The 22076-nt window shown below is 76.6% G+C and carries 22 protein-coding genes; 6 read left to right on the top strand and 16 right to left on the bottom strand.

Annotated features, from left to right (window positions below):
- Positions 1–57: 57 nt before the first annotated feature.
- The 5 genes from WCS02_RS06365 to serS form a co-directional block, all read right to left on the bottom strand.
- Complete coding sequence (locus WCS02_RS06365) at positions 58–1179, bottom strand: ScyD/ScyE family protein (RefSeq protein ID WP_340291143.1); 1122 nt, start codon at positions 1177–1179, stop codon at positions 58–60.
- A 166-nt stretch (positions 1180–1345) separates the two neighbouring features.
- Positions 1346–2746, bottom strand: a complete 1401-nt coding sequence (locus tag WCS02_RS06370; RefSeq protein ID WP_340291145.1) for an alpha/beta hydrolase family protein — start codon at positions 2744–2746, stop codon at positions 1346–1348.
- A 2-nt stretch (positions 2747–2748) separates the two neighbouring features.
- Positions 2749–3648 carry an HAD family hydrolase gene (locus WCS02_RS06375; protein WP_340291147.1) on the bottom strand — a complete coding sequence of 300 codons (900 nt, stop codon included), beginning with the start codon at positions 3646–3648 and terminating at the stop codon, positions 2749–2751.
- Between the two features lie 137 nt (positions 3649–3785).
- Positions 3786–4619: an HAD family hydrolase gene (locus WCS02_RS06380; protein WP_340291149.1), complete on the bottom strand. Its 834-nt coding sequence runs from the start codon at positions 4617–4619 to the stop codon at positions 3786–3788.
- Positions 4616–5896 carry a serine--tRNA ligase gene (gene serS, locus WCS02_RS06385; RefSeq protein WP_340291151.1) on the bottom strand — a complete coding sequence of 427 codons (1281 nt, stop codon included), beginning with the start codon at positions 5894–5896 and terminating at the stop codon, positions 4616–4618. Before serS ends, WCS02_RS06380 begins: the two co-directional genes overlap by 4 nt.
- Before the next feature lie 59 nt (positions 5897–5955).
- Between serS and WCS02_RS06390 the strand changes: the two genes are divergently transcribed.
- Positions 5956–6930 carry a diacylglycerol/lipid kinase family protein gene (locus WCS02_RS06390; protein ID WP_340291152.1) on the top strand — a complete coding sequence of 325 codons (975 nt, stop codon included), beginning with the start codon at positions 5956–5958 and terminating at the stop codon, positions 6928–6930.
- Between the two features lie 34 nt (positions 6931–6964).
- Here the strand turns inward: WCS02_RS06390 and yczR are convergent, their stop codons facing one another.
- The gene (gene yczR, locus WCS02_RS06395; protein ID WP_340291153.1) at positions 6965–8410 is read right to left on the bottom strand and encodes a MocR-like transcription factor YczR; all 1446 of its coding nucleotides are present in this window, start codon (positions 8408–8410) and stop codon (positions 6965–6967) included.
- Between the two features lie 61 nt (positions 8411–8471).
- Between yczR and yczE the strand changes: the two genes are divergently transcribed.
- A complete protein-coding gene (yczE, locus tag WCS02_RS06400; RefSeq protein ID WP_340291154.1) occupies positions 8472–9128 on the top strand; it encodes a membrane protein YczE in 657 nt (218 codons plus the stop codon).
- 39 nt (positions 9129–9167) lie between these two features.
- Here the strand turns inward: yczE and pheA are convergent, their stop codons facing one another.
- The 6 genes from pheA to WCS02_RS06430 all read right to left on the bottom strand — a co-directional run bounded on the left by pheA (position 9168) and on the right by WCS02_RS06430 (position 15060).
- The gene (gene pheA / locus WCS02_RS06405) at positions 9168–10280 is read right to left on the bottom strand and encodes a prephenate dehydratase (RefSeq protein WP_340291156.1); all 1113 of its coding nucleotides are present in this window, start codon (positions 10278–10280) and stop codon (positions 9168–9170) included.
- A 9-nt stretch (positions 10281–10289) separates the two neighbouring features.
- Positions 10290–12086 carry an HNH endonuclease signature motif containing protein gene (locus WCS02_RS06410; protein ID WP_340291158.1) on the bottom strand — a complete coding sequence of 599 codons (1797 nt, stop codon included), beginning with the start codon at positions 12084–12086 and terminating at the stop codon, positions 10290–10292.
- A 259-nt stretch (positions 12087–12345) separates the two neighbouring features.
- On the bottom strand, positions 12346–13089 hold the full coding sequence (locus WCS02_RS06415; RefSeq protein WP_340291160.1) for an ABC transporter permease: 744 nt from the start codon (positions 13087–13089) through the stop codon (positions 12346–12348).
- On the bottom strand, positions 13086–14021 hold the full coding sequence (locus WCS02_RS06420) for an ABC transporter ATP-binding protein (protein WP_340291162.1): 936 nt from the start codon (positions 14019–14021) through the stop codon (positions 13086–13088). Before WCS02_RS06420 ends, WCS02_RS06415 begins: the two co-directional genes overlap by 4 nt.
- The gene (locus tag WCS02_RS06425) at positions 14018–14389 is read right to left on the bottom strand and encodes a transcriptional regulator (RefSeq protein WP_340291163.1); all 372 of its coding nucleotides are present in this window, start codon (positions 14387–14389) and stop codon (positions 14018–14020) included. Before WCS02_RS06425 ends, WCS02_RS06420 begins: the two co-directional genes overlap by 4 nt.
- An 8-nt stretch (positions 14390–14397) precedes the next feature.
- Entirely contained in the window at positions 14398–15060 is a 663-nt protein-coding gene (locus WCS02_RS06430) for a hypothetical protein (protein WP_340291164.1), read from the bottom strand.
- A gap of 74 nt (positions 15061–15134) precedes the next feature.
- On the opposite strand from WCS02_RS06430, the gene larB reads away from it, so the two are divergent.
- The 3 genes from larB to WCS02_RS06445 all read left to right on the top strand — a co-directional run bounded on the left by larB (position 15135) and on the right by WCS02_RS06445 (position 18556).
- The gene (gene larB / locus WCS02_RS06435) at positions 15135–15872 is read left to right on the top strand and encodes a nickel pincer cofactor biosynthesis protein LarB (RefSeq protein ID WP_340291165.1); all 738 of its coding nucleotides are present in this window, start codon (positions 15135–15137) and stop codon (positions 15870–15872) included.
- Positions 15869–17071: a nickel pincer cofactor biosynthesis protein LarC gene (larC, locus tag WCS02_RS06440; RefSeq protein ID WP_340291166.1), complete on the top strand. Its 1203-nt coding sequence runs from the start codon at positions 15869–15871 to the stop codon at positions 17069–17071. Before larB ends, larC begins: the two co-directional genes overlap by 4 nt.
- 216 nt (positions 17072–17287) lie before the next feature.
- Positions 17288–18556, top strand: a complete 1269-nt coding sequence (locus tag WCS02_RS06445; RefSeq protein WP_340291168.1) for an arginine deiminase — start codon at positions 17288–17290, stop codon at positions 18554–18556.
- Positions 18557–18640: 84 nt separating this feature from the next.
- Here the strand turns inward: WCS02_RS06445 and WCS02_RS06450 are convergent, their stop codons facing one another.
- The 4 genes from WCS02_RS06450 to WCS02_RS06465 all read right to left on the bottom strand — a co-directional run bounded on the left by WCS02_RS06450 (position 18641) and on the right by WCS02_RS06465 (position 21523).
- Positions 18641–19657, bottom strand: a complete 1017-nt coding sequence (locus WCS02_RS06450) for a DUF5926 family protein (RefSeq protein WP_340291170.1) — start codon at positions 19655–19657, stop codon at positions 18641–18643.
- Positions 19658–19754: 97 nt separating this feature from the next.
- Positions 19755–20225 carry an ATP-binding protein gene (locus WCS02_RS06455; RefSeq protein ID WP_340291172.1) on the bottom strand — a complete coding sequence of 157 codons (471 nt, stop codon included), beginning with the start codon at positions 20223–20225 and terminating at the stop codon, positions 19755–19757.
- A 65-nt stretch (positions 20226–20290) separates the two neighbouring features.
- Positions 20291–20983 (bottom strand): glycerophosphodiester phosphodiesterase, encoded by a 693-nt coding sequence (locus WCS02_RS06460; RefSeq protein ID WP_340291174.1) that lies wholly within the window; start codon positions 20981–20983, stop codon positions 20291–20293.
- Between the two features lie 192 nt (positions 20984–21175).
- Complete coding sequence (locus WCS02_RS06465; RefSeq protein WP_340291176.1) at positions 21176–21523, bottom strand: rhodanese-like domain-containing protein; 348 nt, start codon at positions 21521–21523, stop codon at positions 21176–21178.
- Positions 21524–21601: 78 nt separating this feature from the next.
- Here WCS02_RS06465 and WCS02_RS06470 point away from each other — a divergent pair.
- On the top strand, positions 21602–22076 hold a 475-nt coding region (locus WCS02_RS06470; RefSeq protein ID WP_479688800.1), incomplete at its 3' end, for a subtilase-type protease inhibitor.

A 22076-nucleotide genomic window follows, 5' to 3' on the forward strand; every position in this document is an offset into this window, starting at 1 on the left:
CGCGACGGCGACGGCGCGCGCGGACGAGGCCGCCGCGGTGCTGGGGCTGCCCGGGACTCAGCCGGCCCAGGAGCTGTAGCGCAGCAGCTGCCCGCCGGGCCCGAAGACGCCCGTCGTCACGTACACGGCACCGCGCCGGTCGACCTCGACCGCCCCGGGCGAGTCCAGCGGCACCGAGCTGCGCCCGCCGTCGGGGGCGATGCGCGTGAGCTGGCCGCCGAACAGCTCGACGACGTAGACCGTGCCGTCGTCGGCGACCGCGACGTCCACCGCGCCCGAGAAGCCCTCGGCCCACCGCTCGGCCTCGCCCGTCCGCGGGTCGACGCGGTACACCGCCCCGGTCCCGGGCGCCTCGGGGAAGCCGGGCAACGACGACACGTAGTACGTGCCGTCGGGGCCGCGCTCGACGTCGGTCGGCACCGGCTCCCCCGTGAAGGTCTCGCCGACGCAGCCGGCCAGCGTCTCCGGCGGGAGCTGCTGCTCCGGCGGCACGCCCTCGTTGAACTGCGCGATGAGCCCCTGTCGCTGCTCCTCGCCGAACTCCACCTCGACGGGCGGCAGCACCGCGACGGTGCTCGTCCGCCCGCCGGCGGACACCCGGACGATCGCGTTGGCGGCCGCGTCGGCGACGACGCGGGCGCCGCCGTCCACGAGCACCTTGTACGGGTTGGACTCGACGATGCCGGTGTACGGCCCCAGGCCGAGCGCGCCGGCCTCGCCGAGGCAGGCCTCGGACGCCCCGACGAAGCCGTACACCGCGCCGCCGTCGGGGTTGGTCGCCGTCTCGTGGTCGATGAGCGAGCCGAGCACCTTCTGCCCGCCGCGGCTGTCGACGCGCGCGACCGAGAACGGCGCCGGGGAGCCTCCCTCGGGCGGGGCAGACAGGGTGACCGTCAGCGTGCCGCGCCCCGTCGCGTCGACGCCGCCGACCGCCCCCTGGGTGACCGTGCGCGTCGCGCCGTCGGCCGAGACCTCGGTGAGGCGTCCGGCGAACTGCTCCGCGACGTAGGCCGTGCCGTCCCTGGCCACCGAGAGCGAGAGCGCGCCGACCAGGCCCTCGGCGAGGACCTCCGGCTCCACGGGGCCCGACCGTGCCGGGGCGGCCAGGGCCGGTCCGGCCAGGGCGAGCGCCGGGGCGCAGGCGAGCGCCACGGCCCAGGTGCGGGGGCGAGCTGTCATGGGGGGTTCCTCCCGTCGTGCGTCGACGGCCGTGTGCGCCGACGGCCCCGTGCCGGGGCTGCAGGACCCGAGGAGCGGGCGGGGGCCGCGCTGATACACGGGGGGCCCGGTGACGGGTCGTGCTGTGCCCCCACGGGCGGTCGGCCTGCGGGTCAGCGGTCGGCGGTCAGCGGGCGGGGAACGTCTCCGTGAACCAGGCCCGCATGTCCGCGTCGTAGTCCTCGGGGTCGACGTTCCACTCCCGGGTGTGGTCGCCGGGCCCGTCGAACCGGGTGGTGACGAGGTCGCCGAGGCGCTCGGCCACCACGCGGCTGGGCCCGTTCGGGACGAACGCGTCGTCGTCGCTGTGGACGAGGTAGACCGGCACGTCGACGACCTCCTCGAGGTCCGCGCGGGTCGTCCAGTCGACGTCGTCCAGGTCCAGGCCGCCGCGGAGCTCGACGAACCGCACGGCGAGGCTCGTCAGCCAGCGGGGCAGGCCGGCCAGGTCGCCCTGCTCCTCGAACACCGCCCGCCAGTCGACCACCGGGGCGTCGAGCACCAGGCCGACCACGGAGCCGGCGTGCTCGGACTCCGCGAGCAGCTGGAGCTGGACCGCCCCGCCCATCGACCAGCCCGCGAGGACGACCTGCTCGGCGCCGTTGTCCAGCGCGTAGGCCACGGCGGCGTCGAGGTCGCGCCACTCGGTGACCCCGAGCCCGTACCGCCCGGACGGGTCCTGGGCGGTGCCGGCGTCGTTGCGGTAGGACGGCACGAGCACCTCGTAGCCGAGGTCGTGCCACAGCGGCAGGTAGCGGTTGGCCTCCTCGCGCTGCCCGCCACGCCCGTGCGCGAACACGATCCACGTGCCCGCCGCCGCGGCCTGCTCCGGGGTGGGGCTGGCGGGGGCGGGGACCCGGTGCGCGGGGAGGTCGCCGAGCTCGCCGTCGAGGAGCACGTCCTCGTACAGGAGCCCGACGGTGCCGGGGCTGCCGAGGAACACGTCCTGGTCGACCTGGCCGGTGGCACCGGCGTCGGGCAGCGTCCCGTCCCGGTCGTCCCAGCCGCGGACGACCCGGCCGTCCTCGCGCGACAGCACCTCGCCCGCGACACCCCAGCCGGACTCCTCGCCGAGCTGCCAGCGGACGCCGTGGAGCCCCTCGACGGCGGACCCGGCGGTGTCGGGCAGGACGACCGTGCCGTCGGGCCGGCCGGAGGCGTCCACCCCCGCGGTGACCGACACGGGGGGCTGGCCGCCCCGGTCGACAGCGAGCGCGAGCCCGGAGAAGTACCAGGCGACGCCGACGACGAGACCGGCCGCGGCGAGCAGCACGAGCGCGAGGACGGCGGCGAGCACCCTCGGCCAGAGCCGTCGTGGCCGTCCGACCGGCGGGGTGCCGTCGGTCGCGGCACGGGACCCGGTCCCGGTCCCGGTGGTGGTGTCGCTGCCGGTCCCAGGGTCGCTGCCGGTCCCACGCTCGCTGCCGGTCCCAGGGTCGCTGCTGGTCCCCTGGTCGCTGCCGGTCCCGGGGTCGCTGCCGCTCGCGCCCGAGGTGGGCTCCGTACCCGTGGTGCCCGTGGTGCTCATGCTCAGGCCGTGCGGCCGAGCCCGCCGCTGCCGCCCACGGGCAGCGCGGCGAGCAGCCGTTCGACGACCTGGGCGACACCGTCCTCGGCGCACGCGGGCGCCACGTGGTCGGCGGCCGCGCGGGCGTCGGGGTGCCCGTCGGCCATCGCGTAGCCCGCGCCCGCCCAGCGCAGCATCGCCACGTCGTTGGGCATGTCGCCGAAGGCCACCGCGTCGGCCGCGTCCACGCCCAGGTCCGCCGCGAGCGCGGCGAGCGTCGAGGCCTTGGTCACCCCGGGCGGGCCGATCTCGACCATGGGCACGACGGCACCGGAGTGCGTCGGCTCGCCCCGGTCGCCGACGACCCGGCGGGTGAGGCCGAGCAGGTCGTCACCGACGGTCGACGCCGACGCGTGCGCCGCCGGGCCGTCGGGGTCGGCCGCCGCGAAGGGGTCGCCGCCGGGCAGCTTGGCGAGGATCTTGACGACCGGGCCGCTGCGTTCGAGCAGCTCGTGCAGCGGGGCCCGCGGCAGGTCGCGCTCGACCGCCATGACCCAGCCCGGCTCGACCCCGAACTCGTGGACCGACTCCACGGCGAAGCTCAGGTCGGGCAGCTCGGCACGCAGGTCCGCCGCGATCTGCAGGACCACGTCGGGGGCGATGGTCGTCGTGCGGAGCACCCCGTGGTCGGGGTCGCCGACCCGCTGCAGGTCGACGACGACGGCGCCGTTGGTGAGCACGGCGTGGCCGCGGATCCCGGTGCGCGCGGCGATCTCGGTCATCCAGCGCGGCGGCCGGCCCGTGGCCAGCACGACGTGCACGCCCGCGTCCTGCGCCGCCCGCAGCGCCGCGACGGTGCGGTCGCTGGCCTGCCCGAGCCGGGGGACCAGGGTGCCGTCGATGTCGCTGGCGAGGAGGCGCACGGGGCCATCCTCCCCCACCCGCAGGCACGGCACCCGGCGGTGCCGTCCTCCCCCGCACCGACGCCCCGACGCCCCGATGCCCCGACGCCCCGACGCCCCGACGCCCCGACGCCCGGCATGGAACCGGAGGGACGCGGTCAGGCCGCGGCGTCGCCCAGGCCGAGGGCCCGCTCGAGGAAGACCGCGAGGCCGTCCTCGGTCACCGGCCCGATCGTCTCGACCGCCGCGCGGCGCACGTCGTCGTCCAGGGCGTTGCCCATCGCGGCGGAGTGCGCGGCCCAGCGGAGCATCTCGATGTCGTTGCGGCCGTCGCCGACGGCGTACGTGTCCTCGGGCTCGACTCCCAGGCGGCGGCGCACCGACTCCAGCGCGCTCGCCTTGGACACGCCCTCCGGGGCGATGTCGAGCCACGCCGACCAGCCGACGGCGTAGGCCACGGAGTTCAGGCCCATCCGCCCGACGATCTCCTCGAACTCCTCCGGGCTGTGGTCGAGGCTGCGGACGATGACGCGCAGCGCCCGGGTCCGTGACAGCTCCTCGAACGAGGCGACCCGGAACCTGCCGCTGAGCTCGCCCTCGGGGAAGGCCTGGGTGAGCACCTTGTCCAGCTGCTCGGTCTCGACCCCGTACAGGGCGGTCGGCAGGTGCTCCCGGACCACGGCGAGCGCGGGGCCGGGGTCGAAGGACACGGACTCGGCGACCTCGTAGCCCTTGGGGAGCGACGGGTCCAGGCGGAGCGTCACCGCGCCGTTGGAGACGACGGCGGTGCCGGTGAGCAGGTCGAGGCGGTCGAGGACCTCGAGGGTGCCGTCGGTGCTGCGCCCGGTGGCGATGACGACGTGGGCGACCTCCGAGGCCGCGCGGACCGCGCCCCGGACCCGCTCGGTCAACCGGTCGTCGTGGTCGACGATCGTGCCGTCGATGTCCAGGGCGACCAGCGGGCGCCGGTCGCGCGGCTGCTCCGCCGTCACACCGGCACCAGGACGTCGGTGCCCAGGCGGGCCGCGAGCGGCGCCGGCACCGTCACGGAGCCGTCGGCCTGCTGGTTGTTCTCCAGCAGCGCCACGAGCCAGCGGGTCGTGGCGAGGGTGCCGTTGAGGGTGGCGACCGGCGTGGTGCCCCCCTCGCCACGGACGCGGATGTCGAGGCGGCGGGCCTGGAACGTCGTGCAGTTGCTCGTGGACGTGAGCTCGAGCCAGCGGGCCTGCGAGGGCAGCCACGCCTCGCAGTCGAACTTGCGCGCGGCGCTGGAGCCCAGGTCGCCGGCGGCCACGTCGATGACGCGGTAGGGGAGGCCGAGGGCGGTGAGCATGCCCTCCTCCAGCGCCAGCATCCGCTCGTGCTCGGTCTCGGCGTCCGCGGCGTCGCAGAACGCGAACATCTCGACCTTGTGGAACTGGTGGACCCGGATGATGCCGCGGGTGTCCTTGCCGTGGCTGCCGGCCTCGCGCCGGTAGCAGGCCGACCAGCCCGCGTAGCGGACCGGGCCGTCGGACAGGTCGAGGATCTCGTCGGAGTGGTAGCCGGCCAGGGCCACCTCGCTGGTGCCGACCAGGTACAGGTCGTCCGCGGCGAGCCGGTACACCTCGTCGGCGTGCGCGCCCAAGAACCCGGTGCCCGCCATGATCTCCGGCCGCACGAGCGTCGGCGTGATCATCGGCGTGAAGCCGGCCTCGAGGGCGGTGTCCATCGCCAGCGACAGCAGCGCGAGCTCCAGCCGCGCCCCGACGCCGGTGAGGAAGTAGAAGCGGCTGCCCGAGACCTTGGCGCCGCGCTTGACGTCGATCGCGCGCAGCCCCTCGGCGACGGCCAGGTGGTCCGGCACCGCGCCGTCCGGGCCGACGACGCCCTCGGCCACCAGGTCGCGGACCTGGCCCACCTCGCGCAGCACGACGAAGTCGTCCTCGCCGCCCGGCGGGACGCCCGGCAGCACGACGTTGTCGATGCGCCGCAGCGCCGCGTCGAGGGCGGCCTCGGCGGCGTCCGCGTCGGCCTGGGCCGCCTTGACGTCGTCCGACAGCTGCTTGGCGGCGGCGACCAGCGCGGGCTTCTCGTCCTTGGGGGCCGCGGCGACGAGCTTGCCGGAGGCCTTCTGCTGCGCGCGCAGCGCCTCGAACCGGGCGACCGCCTCTCGCCGCGCCACGTCGGCGGCCAGCGCCGCGTCGACGGCGGTCGGGTCGGCGCCACGGCTGGTCTGGCTGTCCCTCGCGGTCTGCGGGTCCTCGCGCAGCGCCCTGATGTCGATCACGGCCCGAGCCTACGTGCGCGGACGGCTGCGGAGAGCCTGCCCGCCACTACGCTCAGGACGTGGAAGAGGCGCCCCCCGGGGCCGGCAGCACGTCGCCGCAGAAGTTCGTCGCCGTCGTGGCGCAGCCCGTCAAGTCCGACATGGACGCCCTGCGCGAGGCGGTGACGACCATCAGCGAGCAGGCCGGCTGGGGCCCGCCGCGCTTCTACGAGACCAGCGTCGAGGACCCGGGCCGCGGCCAGGCCAAGCAGGCCCTCGAGGAGGGTGCGTCGATCGTCGCGTCCTCCGGCGGCGACGGCACCGCGTGCGCCGTGGCCGAGGTGCTCGCCGAGACCGGCGTGCCGATGGCCATCCTCCCGGCCGGGACCGGCAACCTGCTGGCCCGCGCGGTCGGCATCAGCCACAGCAGCCGCACGGCCGCCCTGGCCCTGCTCACCGAGGGCCGCGAGCGCGCCATCGACATCATGAGCGTGGACATGGTCCGCCCCGACGGCAGCCGCTTCACCGAGACCTCGGTCGTCGGGCTCGGCATCGGCTACAACGCCGACCTCATGGCGGGCACCGACGAGGAGCTCAAGAAGCGGACCGGCTGGTTCGCCTACATCGTCTCCGGCGTCCGGGCGATCCGCACCCACGCCGTCCGGGCGCGCGTGGCCTCCGACGTCGACGACCCGAGCCGGTCGCTGGCGGCCGGCGGCGCGCAGGTCCGCAAGACCCGGTCGATCCTGGTGGTGACGTGCGGCCTGCTCGTCGGGGGCCTGCGGCTGCTCGAGGACTCCGAGCCGGACGACGGGGTGATGGAGACGGTCGTCGCCGAGCCGCGGAGCCGTTTCGAGCTCATCGTGCAGCTCGGCCGGCTGCTGCTGCGCCGCGACGCCCGCGGCCCCAACGTCGAGGTGATCGAGTCGCGCAAGAACATGGTCGTCGAGTGCCCCCGGGGGACGGTCGCGCAGATCGACGGCGACCCGGTCGGCGACGTCACGCGCATCGAGGTCACGCTGCGGCCCGGTGTGCTGACGGTGCTGTCGCCCTGAGGCGATGAGCCTCTGAGCTGCTGACTGGCGCGTCTCAGACGACCAGGCGGCTGGGGCGGCGGGTGCCGACCGCGTCCGCGAGGCCGGCCAGGCGGCGGACGGCGTCGTCCACCCGTTCCGCGGGCACGACGAACGGCAGGCGCAGGTAGCGCTCGAGCGCCCCCTCGACGCCGAACCGGGGTCCCGCCGCCAGCCGCAGCCCGTGCGCGCCCGCCTGCTCGGCCATCGCGCTGGACGAGCGGCGGTCCAGCTCGACCCACAGCGACAGGCCGCCCTGAGCCTCCCGCCACCGCCAGGCCGGCAGCTCGCGCCGGAGCGCGGTGGTGAGGGCGTCACGGCGGGCACCCACCTCGGCCCGCCGGGCTGCGGCGTGGGCACCGCGGTCGGGCGCGGCCAGCAGGTGGGCCAGCGCCAGCTGCTCGAGCACCGGCGTCCCGAGGTCCCAGGACAGCCGCGCCTCGACCAGGCGGTCCACCAGGTCCCGGGGCGCCCGGACCCAGCCGAGCCGCAGCCCCGCCCACGCCGACTTGCTGAGCCCGCCCACCGTGACGACCGACGGGGAGAACGAGGCCATCGGCCGGGCCGGCGGCCGACCGTCCAGGCGCAGGTCGACGAGGGTCTCGTCGGCGACCAGGGTGGTCCCCACGGCGTCCGCGGCGGCGACCACGGCCTCCCGGGTGGCCTCGTCCATGACGCCGCCCGTCGGGTTCTGGCAGTCGGGGATGACGTACCCGAGCGTCGGGGCGCTCTGGCGGAACGCGGTCCGCCACGCCTCGACGTCCCACAGCCGCTCGCCCGCGTCGCCGAGCGGGACCGGCACCAGGCGCGCCCCTGCTCGCCGGGCCGCCTCGAGGGCGTTGGGGTACGACGGCTGCTCGACGAGCACACGGTCCCCGGGCTGGGTCAGCACGCGCAGCAGCAGCGCCCACGCCGACACCGCGCCGGAGGTGACGACCACCTGGGACGGGTCCGTCGGCAGCCCGCGGGCGGTGAAGGAGTCCGCCACCGCCTGCCGCGCCTCGGGCAGGCCCTCCGCGGCGTAGCCGACGCCGGGCAGGTGGCGGGGCAGCTCGAGCAGGGCCGCCTCGTAGGCCGCCCGGACCGCCACCCCGTCCGCGGGCATGGTCGCCGCCGCCAGGTCGAGGAGGTCGTCGTCGAGCTCGTCCGGACGGGGCGGCGCGATGGCCCCCCCGGTCGGCCGCACGCCGCCCGGGACCGAGGTCCAGGACCCCGACCCCTGCCGGGACCGCAGGAAGCCGGCCTCGCGCAGCGCGTCGTAGGCCGCGGTCACCGTGGTCCGGCTCACGTGCAGCTGCTCGGCGAGCTGCCGCTCGCTGGGCACCCGGACCTCGAGCGGCAGCCGGCCGTCGAGCACGAGCGCCCGCACCCGGTCGGCCAGCGCCGCGTACCCGGGGCCGTGGCCCCGCCACTGGTCCCCGAGCAGGCGGCCCATCGCCAGGGCTCCGACGCGTGTCCTCACCGGGCCAGTGTGCGCCAGGTGGCCCTGGATCGGAAGGCCACTCACGGGGCACGCTGGCCGCATGCTTCCCCGTCCCGTGCCCCGCCGCCTGCTGCAGCTGGCCGTCGGCCTCGTCCTCTACGGGGTGACGATGGGGCTCATGGTCCGCTCGGGGCTCGGCCTCGACCCGTGGGACGTGTTCCACGAGGGCCTCGCCACCAGGACGCCGTTGAGCTTCGGCACCGTGACGATCCTCGTCGGCGTCGTCGTGCTGCTGGCCTGGATCCCGCTGCGCCAGCGGCCGGGCGTGGGGACGGTCGCCAACGTGTTCGTCATCGGTCTCGCCGCGGACGCGACGCTGTGGCTGGTGGCCGAGCCCGAGCACCTCGCGCTGCGGATCGCGTTCCTGCTCCTCGGCATCGTCGGCAACGGTGTGGCCGGCGGCCTGTACATCGGCGCCGGCCTGGGGCCCGGCCCCCGCGACGGGCTGATGACCGGCATCGTCCGGCGCACCGGCCGGTCGGTCCGCCTGGTCCGCACCAGCATCGAGCTGACGGTCCTCGCCGTCGGCTGGCTCATCGGCGGGACGGTGGGGCTCGGGACGGTGCTGTACGCCCTGGCCATCGGCCCGATCGTGCAGCTGGCGCTGGGCTGGTTCACGGTCCGGCCGGTCGAGCCGATGAGCCCGACGGTCGTGCCCGGCGGGGCGACCCCGACCACTTCCACGCCCGCGACCTAGGCCGCCTGGCGCCGACACCGGCCAGCAGCACCGGCCGGCTCAGTCCAGGTCCGACGGGGCCTGCCGGTCGAGCAGGTCAGAGAGCCACTCCTCCGCCGCCGCGAAGCCCTCGGCGCCGGTCCAGCCGAGGACCCTCGACCGCTCCCCGTCCGCCCGAGGGTAGGAACCGAGGAAGCGCGTCAGCGGGCTGAGCCGGCGCAGCCCCTTGAGCGCCTCGGCCACCCGCGGCTCGCGGACGTGCCCGTCGAGGTCGATGGAGAAGCAGTACTCGCCGAAGCCGGCCCCCGTCGGGCGCGACTCGATCCGCGTGAGGTCGACGCCGCGGGCGGAGAACTGCTCGAGCAGCTCCAGCAGGGCGCCCGAGTGGTTCTCGCGCAGGTAGGCGACCACGCTCGTGCGGTCGGCGCCCGTCTGCTCCGGCACCGCGCCGGGGAGGGTCACCGCGACGAAGCGGGTGGTGGCGGGCCGGTCGCCGATGTCGTCGGCCAGGACGACGAGGCCGTACCGCTCGGCCGCGGGCGGGGCGCAGATGGCGGCGTCGTAGGCGGGGTCCTCGACGCCGAGGCCGGCGGCGGCGGCCGCTGTCGACATGGCCGGCTCCACGGCGACGCCGGGCAGGTGGTCGCTGAGCCAGGCCCGGCACTGCGCCTCGGCGTGCGGGTGGCTGGCCACCCGGCGGACGTCGGCGAGCGTCGTCCCCTCCCGCACCGCGAGGACGAACGTCACCGGGACCAGGTGCTCCGCGACGATGACCAGCGGCGGGTCGCTCGCGCTCAGCGCGTCGAGGGTCGCGTTCACCCCGCCCTCGAGCGAGTTCTCGATGGGCACGACCGCGGCGTGCACCTCGCCCGCGCGGACGGCCTCGAAGCAGCGGCCGACGGTGGCCATCGGAACCCGCTCGGCGGCAGTCGGGACCCGCTCGGCAGCCGTCGGGACGCGCCCGGCAGCAGACGGGAGCCGCTCGGCGGCGGTCGGGACCTCTCCGACGGCCGTCGGGACGCGCCCTGCGGCAGTCGGGATGCGCTCGACGGAGGGCGCCCCTGGCACGCCCGAGCGCGCCAGGAGCCCCTCGAGCGCGGTCTCGGTGAAGGTGCCGGCCGGCCCGAGGTAGGCCACCCGCGGCGCATCCGTCGAGGGGTCGTCGGAGCTCACGCCCGCACGCTAGGCCATGCCCGCGGTCGCGCCGGGGCCGTCCCGACCTGCGGGGTGACCGCGACGTCCGTCGACGCGGTCGGTCTCAGTGACCGTGTACCGCCGCCCTTCGTCACGGCGCGCCGAGAACGCCTCGGACAGCAGCAGACGGTGCACCGCGTCGTCGCCCACCCCCGGACGGCACGCCGGCGCCCGGTCGGTGAACAGCTCGTCCAGCTCTCGCCGCCAGGCCGCCGCCGGTCCGGCACCCGGCGGCGGGTTCGGCTGCTCGTCGGGCGCAGCGCTGCCCGTCAGGCCGTCGTCCTGATCGAGACGCTCGGTGCCGTCGTCGTGTTCGTGACGCTCGGTGCGGTGGTCGGGCTCGTGACGCTCGGTGCCGTCGTCGTGATCGTCATGCTCGGTGCGGTCGTCGTGGTCGTGACGCTCGGTGCGGTCGTCGGGCACGTCGGGGTCTCCCAGGTCGCGCACGAGGTCCTCGACGACGTGGTGGCGGACGCGTCGGGGCGTCCGGGTGGGGTCGACCCACCTGGGTGGGGTGACGGTGATCTGCCCGCCGCGGCCGTGGACCTGCCAGGTGCCGGCGTGGACGGCGGTGTGGTGGCCGGGGCAGAGGAGGGTGTAGTTGTCGAGGTCGGAGGGGCCGCCGTCGGCCCAGTGGACGATGTGGTGGGCGTCGCACCAGTCGGGTGGGGCGCCGCAGCCGGGGACGGTGCAGCCGCCGTCTCGTGCGGCGAGGGCTCGACGTTGGGCGAGGGTGACCAGGCGGTGCTCGCGCCCGACGTCGAGGGGTCCGAGGGACGGCGTGGACACGACCCGCTGGAGCACCGCGTCGCACACCAGACGACGCGTCGACGCGGGCGAGAGCGGGTCACCCGCCTCCGTGCGTCCCAGGCCCGCCCCCGCCAGGCCAGCCACCTGGGACGGCGTCACGTGGAGGACCACCCGGGGGCGCTCACCGCGGCGCGGCACCGCGACACCGAGCGCCGTCTCCGCCACCCGCACCAGGGCGTCGGCGCGGCGCTGGCGTGCCTGACGCCGGTCGGGCTCCCCGTCGGCACCCGGCTCCGGCGCGGACGCCGTGTCGAGCGCCGCTCGGAGGGTGGCTCCCGACACCGCGTCGAGCTGGAAGGCCCCCACGACCATGCCGGTGGCGTCGGTATGGACCTCGAGGAAGCGCCGCGTGTGCCCGTCGGGGTCGAAGCGCTCGCGCCTCTCGTCGCCGGCAGGGTCCAGGCGGGCCAGCAGCTGGCGGGCGGCCCGGTCCATGTCCAGCGGGGCGGCGTCGTCGGCGGCTCGCCGGAGGAAGTCCACGACGTCGGCGGCCGCGCCGGGTCGCGCCAGCAGCGACGCCGGCAGCCGGTCGAGGCAGCGGACGGCCACGTCCACGTGGGCGCGGGTGCGGCGCCCCTGCGACAGCTCCTCGGCGAACACGGCCAGCGGCTCCGTCGGGGCCGTGGCCCTGGCGGCCGCGACGTCCCTGCGGGCCTGGCCGGCCCCCATCAGGCAGACGGTCCGGAGGAAGGCCTCCGGAGTCGTCGCCACGGGCGACGAGGTGGCGAGAGCCCGCCCGTCGAGCTCGCGCACGAGGTCGAGGTACACCGCCTCGACCCGTCCCCGGAGCGCGGCCACGCGACGGATGCCGTCGAGAACGTCGGCGTCCGCGACCTGCCACGCCGCCCCGGGCGCCGTGAGCGCCGCGGCGCGCCCGAGGGCGTCCGAGGCCTCGGCCAGCGCTGCCGCCAGCGCGCACGCCGGCAGGTCGCCCGGGGGCGCCGCGCCTGCGGTGACGCCGGTGCTGCTGGTCATGCGTCGACCGTACGGAGCACCCCGGACACAACCCCGGGACTGCACGGACAGGGTGGCCGGCGCGGACCGCGCGGACCGTGCTGTCCGGGCGGCCCGTGCGGTCGGCACGTGCTGCGGTCGGCGCGTGCCGCGGTCGGCACGTGCTGCGGTCGGCACGTGGCCCCCGTGACGCTCGTCCGACCAGGACCGCAAGGGCCCGTCGCGTCCCGCCCGGCCGCAGCGAACCCCCTCGCCAGCCCACCCGGCCCGGACCGGGACCTCAGCGGAACCGTCGGCCCTCGTCGCGCCGGTACGCCCGCACCGCCACGGCACCCGTCACCACAGCCCAGACCCCCAGCACGGGCAGCACCGCCGACGGCAGATCCGCACCGGTCGTGGCCGCGATGACCAGGTCGCGCCCGGCACGGGTGGGCAGGCCCTGCGAGACGGCGTCGAGCCACGACGGGAACGCCTGAGGCGGGATGAAGAGCCCGCCCCCGAAGGCCAGCGGGAACAGCAGCACCTGCGCGACCGGGACCGCCGCCTTGACCGACAGCGAGTACCCGACGGCGACCCCCAGGAACAGCAGGGGCACGCCGGCCACGGCGAGCGCGCCGGCACCCAGGAGGGCCTCCCTCGGCGACACGCTGGCCTCGGTGAGCAGGGCCGCGGCCACCAGGAGCGGGAGCAGCCCGAGCAGGGCGAAGAGCACACCGTTGACCAGCCGGGCCGTGATCCTCGGTCCGGCACCGACGGGCAGGGTGCGGACGTACGGGTCCCACGGCGTGCTCCGGTCGTCCGCGACGCCGACGCCGAAGCTGAACAGGCAGACGGAGAAGACGGAGAAGACCGCCAGCTGGCTCGCCGACGCCGTCGCGGCGACCGGGTCGCCCGCGACCTCGCGGAACGGCACGACGAAGAACAGGAACGACAGCAGCGGGAACATCACGGTGCTCACGACGGCGATCGGGACGCGGAGGGTCTCCAGGGCCACGTAGCGGGTGTGGAGCGCGACCAGGCTCATGACCGCGCCCCCGCCACGGCCGCACCCGTCACAGCCGCACCCCCCACAGCCGCGCCCGGCACCGGTGCGGTCAGCGCGAGGAAGGCGTCCTCGAGCGACGCCGTCGCGACCTCCAGGTCGCGGAAGGGGACCTCGGCGCGGACGAGCTCGCGGACCAGCGCGTCGGAGTCGTCGGTGAACAGCGACCACCGGTCCTGCTCCCCCGGCTCGGCCCGCACGACGTGCTGCAGCGGGGGCAGGGCACCGGCGCGCACGCTCACCCGGCGCTGCCGGACCCGGGACCTCACCTCGTCGAGGCTGCCGTCGACCAGCACCCGCCCCGCGGACACGACGACGACCCGCTCGGCGAGCGCCTCGACCTCCTCCAGGTAGTGGCTCGTGACCACCACGGTGCCGCCGTCGGCGTGGAAGTCGCGCACCCGCTGCCACAGCAGGTGCCGGGCGTCGACGTCCAGGCCGGTGGTGGGCTCGTCGAGCACGAGCAGCCGCGGCCGTCCGACCAGGGCGAGCGCCAGCGACAGGCGGCGCCGCTGCCCCCCGGACAGCCCGCCGGTCTGCCGCCCGGCCTCCTCGGCGAGCCCCAGCTCGTCCAGCAGCCGGTCGGTCGGGAGGGGGTCCGGGTGGTGCCCGGCGACGAAGTCGAGCACCTCCCGCACCCGGAGCGTCGCCGGCAGAGCCGTCTCCTGGGGCGTGGACCCGACCAGGGCCCGCGACGACGGCGTCCGCGGGTCGCCGCCGAACAGCCGGACGGTGCCGCTGTCCGGCCGTCGCAGGCCCAGCAGCAGGCTGATGAGCGTCGACTTGCCGGCGCCGTTGGGCCCGAGCAGGCCGACGACCTGCCCGGCCGGCACGTCGAGGCTCACGTCGTCGAGGGCGAGGACCTCGCCGTAGCGGCGGGTCACCCCCGCCCAGCTCGCCAGCACGTCTGTCATGGCCTGTCCCCCTCGGTGGTGGTGGCGGGGCCGCCGTCCGACGGCCCCGGGTCGGGCGGCTGCAGCAGGGCGCGCAGCGCGGCCAGGTAGTCCTCGTAGGCGCGACGACCGGCCCGGGTCAGCGCCAGGTAGGTCACGGGCGACCGTCCCCGGTGGGTCTTGGTGACCTCGACGTAGCCGGCGTCCTCGAGCCGCCGCAGGTGCGTGGCGAGGTTGCCGGCCGTCATGTCGAGCAGCTGCTGGACGCGGGGGAAGGCGATCCGGTCCCCGGCGGGCAGCGCCGCGAGCGTGGTGGTGAGCCGCAGCCGTGCCTGGGCGTGGATGACCGGGTCGAGCTCGACCGGCCGCGGTCCCGCGCCCGCGCTCATGCCTGCGCTCATGCCTGCGCGGCCGGCCTGAGGGCACCGGCCCGGCGCCGCCGCACGGCGAACCAGGCGGCGGCGGCCAGGAAGCCCCCGCCACCGGCCAGGCACATCACCAGGTACAGCGCCGGGAGCCCGAGCAAGCAGCCCGCACCGGTCGTCACCATGATCCAGGCGCCGACGGCGAACTGGACAGGGTCGTCCCAGGCCACGGCGCCCGCGACGTACAGCAGCCCGACGACGAGCGCGGAGACGGCCGGCCAGAGCAGGGCGGCCGCCTCGGGCGGTGCGCCCAGCCGCTGCGCACCCAGGACGACCGCGGGCAGCATGGCGAAGCCGAGGACCCAGCCCCAGCCGTACATCGCCCCCGTACGGGCCGACGAGCCCGCGACGCCCCGGCCGGCTCGCACGGCGTGCACCGCCGTGAGCACCCCGGCGCCGACGAGCAGCAGGGCGAAGAGCGTGAACGCGGACCACGCCGGCAGCGGCAGCCGGCCCGAGGTCGCCAGCCAGATCGCCCCGAACCCCACGGACCACGCCACGCCCCAGGCGCCGAAGACCAGGCGCTCGTCCGGCGCGAGGGCGGCCTGCGTGCGCGCCTGCTGCTCGGCGACCAGGCGTAGCCGGGCAGCGGGGTCGAGGGACGGCTGGGGCTCGGGCTCGTCGGGCACCATCACTTTGTAACGCAAAGTGGTGTGCGGCGACAAGAGGTCTTCGACCCGGTCGTGCGCCGACGACCTACGCTCCTGGGGTGCAGCCGCCCGCCACGCCCGACGAGGGGACCGTCCACCTCGGCCACAGCCGCATCGACGTCGACCGCCGGGCCCGGACCGGCGACCCCGAGGTCGTGTTCGGCGCCGGGAAGAGCCCCCAGCAGGTCGTCGAGATCCTCACCACGCTGCACGCCGCGCACCCCGACACGGCGGTCCTGGCGACGCGCCTGTCGCCGGAGTCCCTCGACGCGGTCGAGCAGCACCTGCCGGGTGCGGTGGCCGACCGGCTCGCCCGGACCGCGGTCCTCGGTCCCCTGCCGCCGGCCCGGGGCCTCGTGCAGGTGGTCGCCGCCGGCACCTCCGACGGGCCGGTCGCCGCCGAGGCCACCGTCACCGCGCAGGTCCATGGCGCCCGGGTCGAGCGCATCGACGACGTCGGTGTGGCCGGGATCCACCGGCTGCTCGCCGTCCGCGACCGGTTCACCGAGGCCGACTGCCTGGTCGTGGTCGCCGGGATGGAGGGCGCGCTGCCGAGCGTGGTCGCCGGTCTGGTCGGCGTGCCGCTGGTCGGCGTGCCCACGAGCGTCGGCTACGGCACCGGGGCGGGCGGGCTCGCCGCGCTGCTGTCGATGCTCAACTCCTGCGCCCCTGGCGTGGTCGTCGTCAACGTCGACAACGGCTACGGCGCGGGCGTCCACGCCGCACGGGTCGCCCGGGCCAGCGCGCGCGCCGCGGCAGCCCCCGCAGCAGACGGCGGGCAGGCTGTCCTGTCGTGACGACGTTGTGGGTCGACGCCGGGCGCGGGGCCGCCGGGGACATGCTGCTCGCGGCCCTGTGGGACGCCGGCGCCGACGCCACCGTGGTCCGGGCGGCCGTGCGGGCGGTGGTCCCCGCCGACGTCAGCTTCGGCCACGAGGTCCGTGACGGCTTCCGCGTCGCCCGCGCCCACGTGGTCGCCGACTCCGAGGACGCCGCCGCCGGTCCCGACCGTCGGTGGGCGGACATCCGCCGGGCCCTGGCCACGGCCCCCCTGGCCCCCCGCGTGCGGGACCGCGCGACCGCGGTGTTCGCCGCGCTGGCGCAGGCCGAGGCCACGATCCACGGCACCGAGGTCGACCGGGTCCACTTCCACGAGGTCGGCGCCCACGACTCGATCGCCGACGTGGTCGGCGTGGTGGCGGCGGTCGAGCAGCTCGGCGTCACCCGCGTGGTGTGCACGCCGGTGGGGGTGGGCGGCGGCGAGGACGCGGCAGGCACGCTCGGCCACGGCCGCGTGCCCGCCCCCGTCCCCGCCGTCCTCCACCTGGCCACCGCCGCCGGGGCCCCCGTGCTCGCCGGTCCCGGCGCCGGGGAGACCTGCACCCCCACGGGCATGGCGCTGCTCGTCACGCTCGCCGACGCCTGGGGGCCGCTCCCGCCGCTGCGGCCGGCGGCGCTCGGTGCGGGAGCCGGCACGCGCGAGACGCCCGGTCGGTTCGGTGCCCTGCGGGTCGTCCTCGGCGCCCCGGTCGGGCCGGTGGACGGCGGCGGGACCGACGTCGCCCTGGTGACGAGCACGAACGTCGACGACATGGACCCTCGGCTGTGGCCGCGCGTGCTGGCCCGGCTGCTCGAAGTCGGCGCGCAGGACGCCTGGCTGGCGCCGATCCTCATGAAGAAGGGCCGGCCCGCCCACACCCTCCACGTCCTCAGCGACCCCGAGCACGCCCAGGCCGTCCGCGACGTCGTCGTCCGCGAGACCAGCGCCATCGGGATGCGGGTCCAGGCCGTGGCCAAGCACGCCCTGCCGCGGGACGAGGTCGAGGTGGTCGTCGACGGCGACCGGGTCCGGGTCAAGCGCGCCTGGCTCGACGGCCGGGTCGTCAACGCCCAGCCCGAGTGGGAGGACGTCGCCGTGGCGGCCGCCCGCACCGGCGCCCCCGCCAAGCAGGTCCTCGCCCGCGCGGCGGCGCTCGCGCAGCAGGTCGAGGCCTGACGGGGCCCGCTCGGCAGCAGCAGGAAGCTCGCCCAGGGGGGACGGGTGGGGGTTCGGCGGGCCGGGCCACCCCCGAGGGACCCGGCCGCGCCTCGGCTCCCCAGCCGGTCGACCCGCGGGCGACGCTACGCCTGACCAGGGTCCCTGACAAGGGCTGACCGCCTCCGTTCACCCGGCCGGACGACCGGTCGGGCCGGTCGGTGGTTCGATGGCGCCGTGGACACCAGCACCGGACTGCCCGCAGGCTTCGTCGACAGCGAGGTCGGCACGCTGCGGGAGGTGATCCTCCACCGACCGGGCGCGGAGCTGCGCCGCCTGACCCCGCGCAACAACGACCGCCTGCTGTTCGACGGCCTGCCCTGGGTCGACCGCGCGCAGGACGAGCACGACGCCTTCGCCGAGACCCTCCGCGGTCGCGGGGTGCTCGTCCACCTGGTCACGGACCTGCTGCGCGAGGTGCTCGGCTCCGACGAGGTCCGGCAGCGCGCCATCGAGGACGTCGTCACCGACGGCTCCCCCGCCCACCTGCGCCTGGGCGACACGCTGCGCGCGACGGTCCGCTCCCACCTGCAGGACCTCGACGCCGACGGGCTCACCGACGCCCTGGTCGCCGGGGTCCGGATCGACGAGCTGCCCGGACGCACCGGGCTGGTCGCGGCCATGCTCGCCCACGACGACTTCGTCGTGGACCCGCTGCCCAACCTGCTCTTCACCCGCGACTCCAGCGTGTGGATCGGCGACGAGGTGGCCGTGGCGAGCCTGGCGATGCCGGCCCGCGACCGCGAGACGCACCTGCTCGGCCTGGTCTACGCCCACCACCCGCGCTTCGCCGGGGTCGAGACGGCCTACGAGCCGAGCTGGGAGCACGTCGAGGGCGGCGACGTCCTCGTCGTCGGGCCCGGCGTCCTCGCGGTGGGGACCGGGGAGCGCACCACGCCCGCGGGCGTCGAGCGGCTGGCGCGGACCGCGATCGGCCGGGGCCTGGCGCACACCGTGCTCGCGGTCCCGATCGCCCAGGAGCGGGCGACGATGCACCTGGACACCGTCTGCACGATGGTCGACCGGGACGCCGTCGTCGTCTACCCCAACGTCGCCCAGAGCCTGGTCGCGTACCCGATCACCGCGGCGGGCGGGACCGGCGGCAGTCGCGGCATGCACGTGCCCGCCTCGGCGGTCGAGCTGTCCCTGGGCACCCCCCGGCCGTTCCTGCCCGCCGTGGCCGAGGCGCTCGGCCTGGCGGAGGTGCGCCACGTCGACACCGGGCTGGACCCGGTCGCCGCCGAGCGCGAGCAGTGGGACGACGGCAACAACACCCTGGCCGTGGCGCCCGGCGTCGTGGTGGCCTACGAGCGCAACACGGGGACGAACGCGGCGCTGCGCGAGGCGGGCATCGAGGTGCTGGAGATCGCGGGCGACCAGCTCGGCTCGGGCCGCGGCGGCCCCCGCTGCATGAGCTGCCCGGTGCGCCGCGACCCGCTCGGCTGAGGACGCCGGAGCACCCCCACCCGCAGCCGGTCCGACCCGCCCCGGCGGAGGTCCGAGGAGGGCCTCGCCGGGGCGGCGCGCGCCTCAGCGCAGGGTGACCTGCCGGGACAGCAGCCCGGCGCGCGCGCGGCGGACGTCGCCGTCGAGCGGGCCGTCCTCGTCCAGGGCCGCGCGGAAGCGCTCGGCGAAGGCGGCCAGGGGCTCCTCGGTGGCCTCGGCCGTGGCGTCGTCGGGCAGGTCCCAGACCGGGACGACGAGGCCGTAGGCCCGGAAGAACCCGGCGAACTTGGTCCCCGTCCCCAGCGTCGACAGCGGGGCGCCGTCGTCGTCGCGGCGCACGTGCAGCCGGGCCAGCGCGTCGAGGAACCGGTCCTCGGGGGTGTCGATGACCCAGCGCAGGTGGGTGTTGTCGCCGATCTGCGCCCAGTACGCGCTCGGCGCGCTGGTGAGCCGCTCGGTGGGGACGACCGCCTCGTTGGCGCGCTCGAGCGACGCGCGGACGTCCGGGGCCAGCGCCGACATCGGGTCGCCGGGCTCGGCCTCCTCGCCCGGGTCGGTGTCCATGACGCCGTCCAGCCAGAAGTCGAAGCCGGCGTGCACCTGCACCTCGGGCTCGACGTCGGGGTCGAGCCGGTCCTGCAGCCGCGCGGTCGACGTGCGGGCGTCGACGTGGGTGACGGGGCCGGGCGCCGTGGCGGACAGGGCGGCGTCCATGGCGGCGGCGAGGTCGCGGCTGGCGTCGGCGGAGGCGTCGGCGGCCTGGATGCCGACGAAGACGCTGCCGTCGGCGCGGCGCAGCGCGGGCCACGCCACCGGCAGGACGGTGGCGAAGACCACCTCGTCACCCTCGACGGTGCGGGCGCGCAGGGTCGCGGCGGGGACGATCTCGCGGAAGGCGACCCAGTCGGTCTCGGCCGCGAGGCCCTCGAACGGGCGGGCGACGTAGGCGGCACCGGCGCGGGCGCGGCCGTGGCACTGCTTGTAGCGCTTGCCCGAGCCGCAGGGGCAGGGGGCGCGGAGACCGCCGCGGGGCGCCTCGATCGGGGTGCCCGGGTCGAGGGTTGGGGTCGGTCCGCTGGCGGGACGGCGTCTGCTGCTCACCGCGACAGGATGCCAGCCGCCGGCGACCAGGTCAGGACAGGCCGTGGGTCGCGGCAGTGTCCGAGCGGGTCGAGCGGGTGCGGTCAGGACGGGTGGGTCAGACCGCCCGGCGGCGGGAGGGCCCGCCGATGGTGGCCCACACCGTGGTGTCGCCGGCCTCGGGGTCGACGATGACGCCCCACTCGTGGGCGAGGCTGCGCACGATCCGCAGGCCGCGGCCGCGGGTGGCGACGACGGAGGTGCGGCGCGGTCGGACGTCGACGACCTGGCCGTCGGCGGGACCGCCGTCGGTGACCGCGACCTCGACGACCTCGTCGCGGACGCGGACCCGGAGGCTGATGGTGCCGCGGGGACCGGGGCGCCCGTGCATCACCGCGTTGCCGAGCAGCTCGCTGGCGGCCAGCTCCGCGTCGCCGACGGTGCCGTCGTCGACACCGAGCGAGGTCAGCAGGTCGACGAGCTCCTCACGGGCCGCGGGGACGGCGGAGGCGACGTGCGGGAGGTCCCACCGACGCTCGGTCCGTACCGCTGTGGCGGAGACCATGTCGTCACCGTCGCCTTCCCTCATGAACTGCTCCTCGGTCTCCCTGTGGATACCCGGGGTCAGCAGGCGCGAAACCAGGGGCCGGCCGGTCACGACCGGCCCTCGTCGACGACGGCCCGGGCGGTGCCGGGGTCGTCGGTGATGATGCCGTCCACGCCCAGGTCCACGCAGAGCGCCATGTCGTCCCTGTCGTTGACCGTCCACACGTAGGTCAGCAGCCCGACCTCGTGGCAGTCGCGGACCACGGTGGGGTCGGCGCGGACGAGCCGGATGTCCAGCCCGACGGTGTGCGAGGCCGTCAGCTGGGGCACCGGGGCGCGGTGGCTGCGCAGCCTCACCCGCTGCAGCCGGGGCGCCAGCAGGGCGAAGCGCCGCAGGGCGAACGGCGAGAAGGACTCGACGGCCAGCAGCGGCAGCCCGTGCAGGTACGGCCCCAGGCCGTGGACCAGCTCGGCGACGACGGCCCCCTCCACCCGCCACAGCCGGCTCGGCAGCTTGGGCTCCAGCATCAGGCCCATCGGCTGCGGCCGGTCCCGGCAGAAGGCGACGAGCTCCCGCAGGGTGAGCACGCCCGGTCCGGCGCCGAAGTCGACCTCCCCGAGCTCGGCCAGGGTGCGCCGGTGCAGGGGGCCCACCGCGTCGGACGTCCGGTCCAGGTCGACGTCGTGGTGGCAGACGACGTGGCGGTCACGGGTGAGCCGCAGGTCGGCCTCGAGCACGTCGGCGCCGTCGTCGACCGCGCGCTGCATGGCCGCCAGGGTGTGCTCGGGCACGTGCACCATCGCGCCACGGTGCGCGATCACCAGGGGCCGCGGGACCGGCGGGCGGGGGCGTCGTCTCACGTCGTCACGGGCTCGCCGGTCACCCGCGCACCTGTCTGCCGGTCACGGTCGCCGTCCACGGCCGGTCACGGTCGGTCCACGTCGGTCGGTCGTCGGTCGGCGCGGACCGGCGGGTCGGTCGAGGGCCCGCGCTCAGCGGACGGTCGGCTCGTCGCCGGTCTCGGCGACCAGCGGACGCCCGGCGTCGACCCAGGCGTGCATCCCGCCGGCCACGTTGGAGGCGTCGTAGCCGTTGCGCGACAGCCAGGCGGCGGCCTGCTGCGAGCGCCCGCCGGAGCGGCAGACGACGTAGAGGTCGCCCTCGGGGATCTCGTCCAGCCGGCTGGTGACCTCGCCGAGGGGGATGTGGACGGCACCGGGCGCGTGGCCGGCCGCCCACTCGTCGTCCTCGCGGACGTCCAGCAGCACGACCCCGCCGGGCCGGCCGGGGGGCGGGTCGGTCGGCAGGTCGGTGACGGCGACCTGGGGCACCTCGGTCACGGTGGCTCCTCCTCGGCTGGTCCGGCGCCGTGCCGGGACCCTCTGACGGGGGAACCGGCGGCGTGGTGGGATCGTCGCATGGGCATGACGCGGACAGGGCCCCGGACCACGCACCGGTGGACGACGACGGTCGGGGTCGCCCTGCTGCCGCTCGTGCTCCTCCTCGGCGGCTGCGGGCAGGGCACGGGCACCGCCGCCCCGGGCGGGCCGGCCACGGCAGCGGCGTCCGGCGACCCGACGACAGCACCCGGAGGAGACGGCATGGACAGCACCGACGGGACAGGCAGCACCGACGGCACCGACAGCACCGGCCCCGCGCAGGAGCCCGACGGGACGACCGTGCCGACCGGGGAGGTCGCCCCCCTGCCCGTGCCGTCGGGCCTGCCGGGCGGCGCGCCCCTCCCGCCGGACCCGGCCGGGGCGGACCTCACGCTCGTCGTCGGGCCGCCCGGGGCCCAGCAGCCCCCCGTCACCCTGGTGTGCGACTGGACGGCGGGCGCGGCCAGCGGCACCCACCCGCAGGCCGCGCAGGCGTGCCGGGACCTAAGTCGGA

This window comes from Aquipuribacter hungaricus (genome assembly GCF_037860755.1).
GTDB classification, from domain to species: Bacteria; Actinomycetota; Actinomycetes; order Actinomycetales; family JBBAYJ01; genus Aquipuribacter; species Aquipuribacter hungaricus.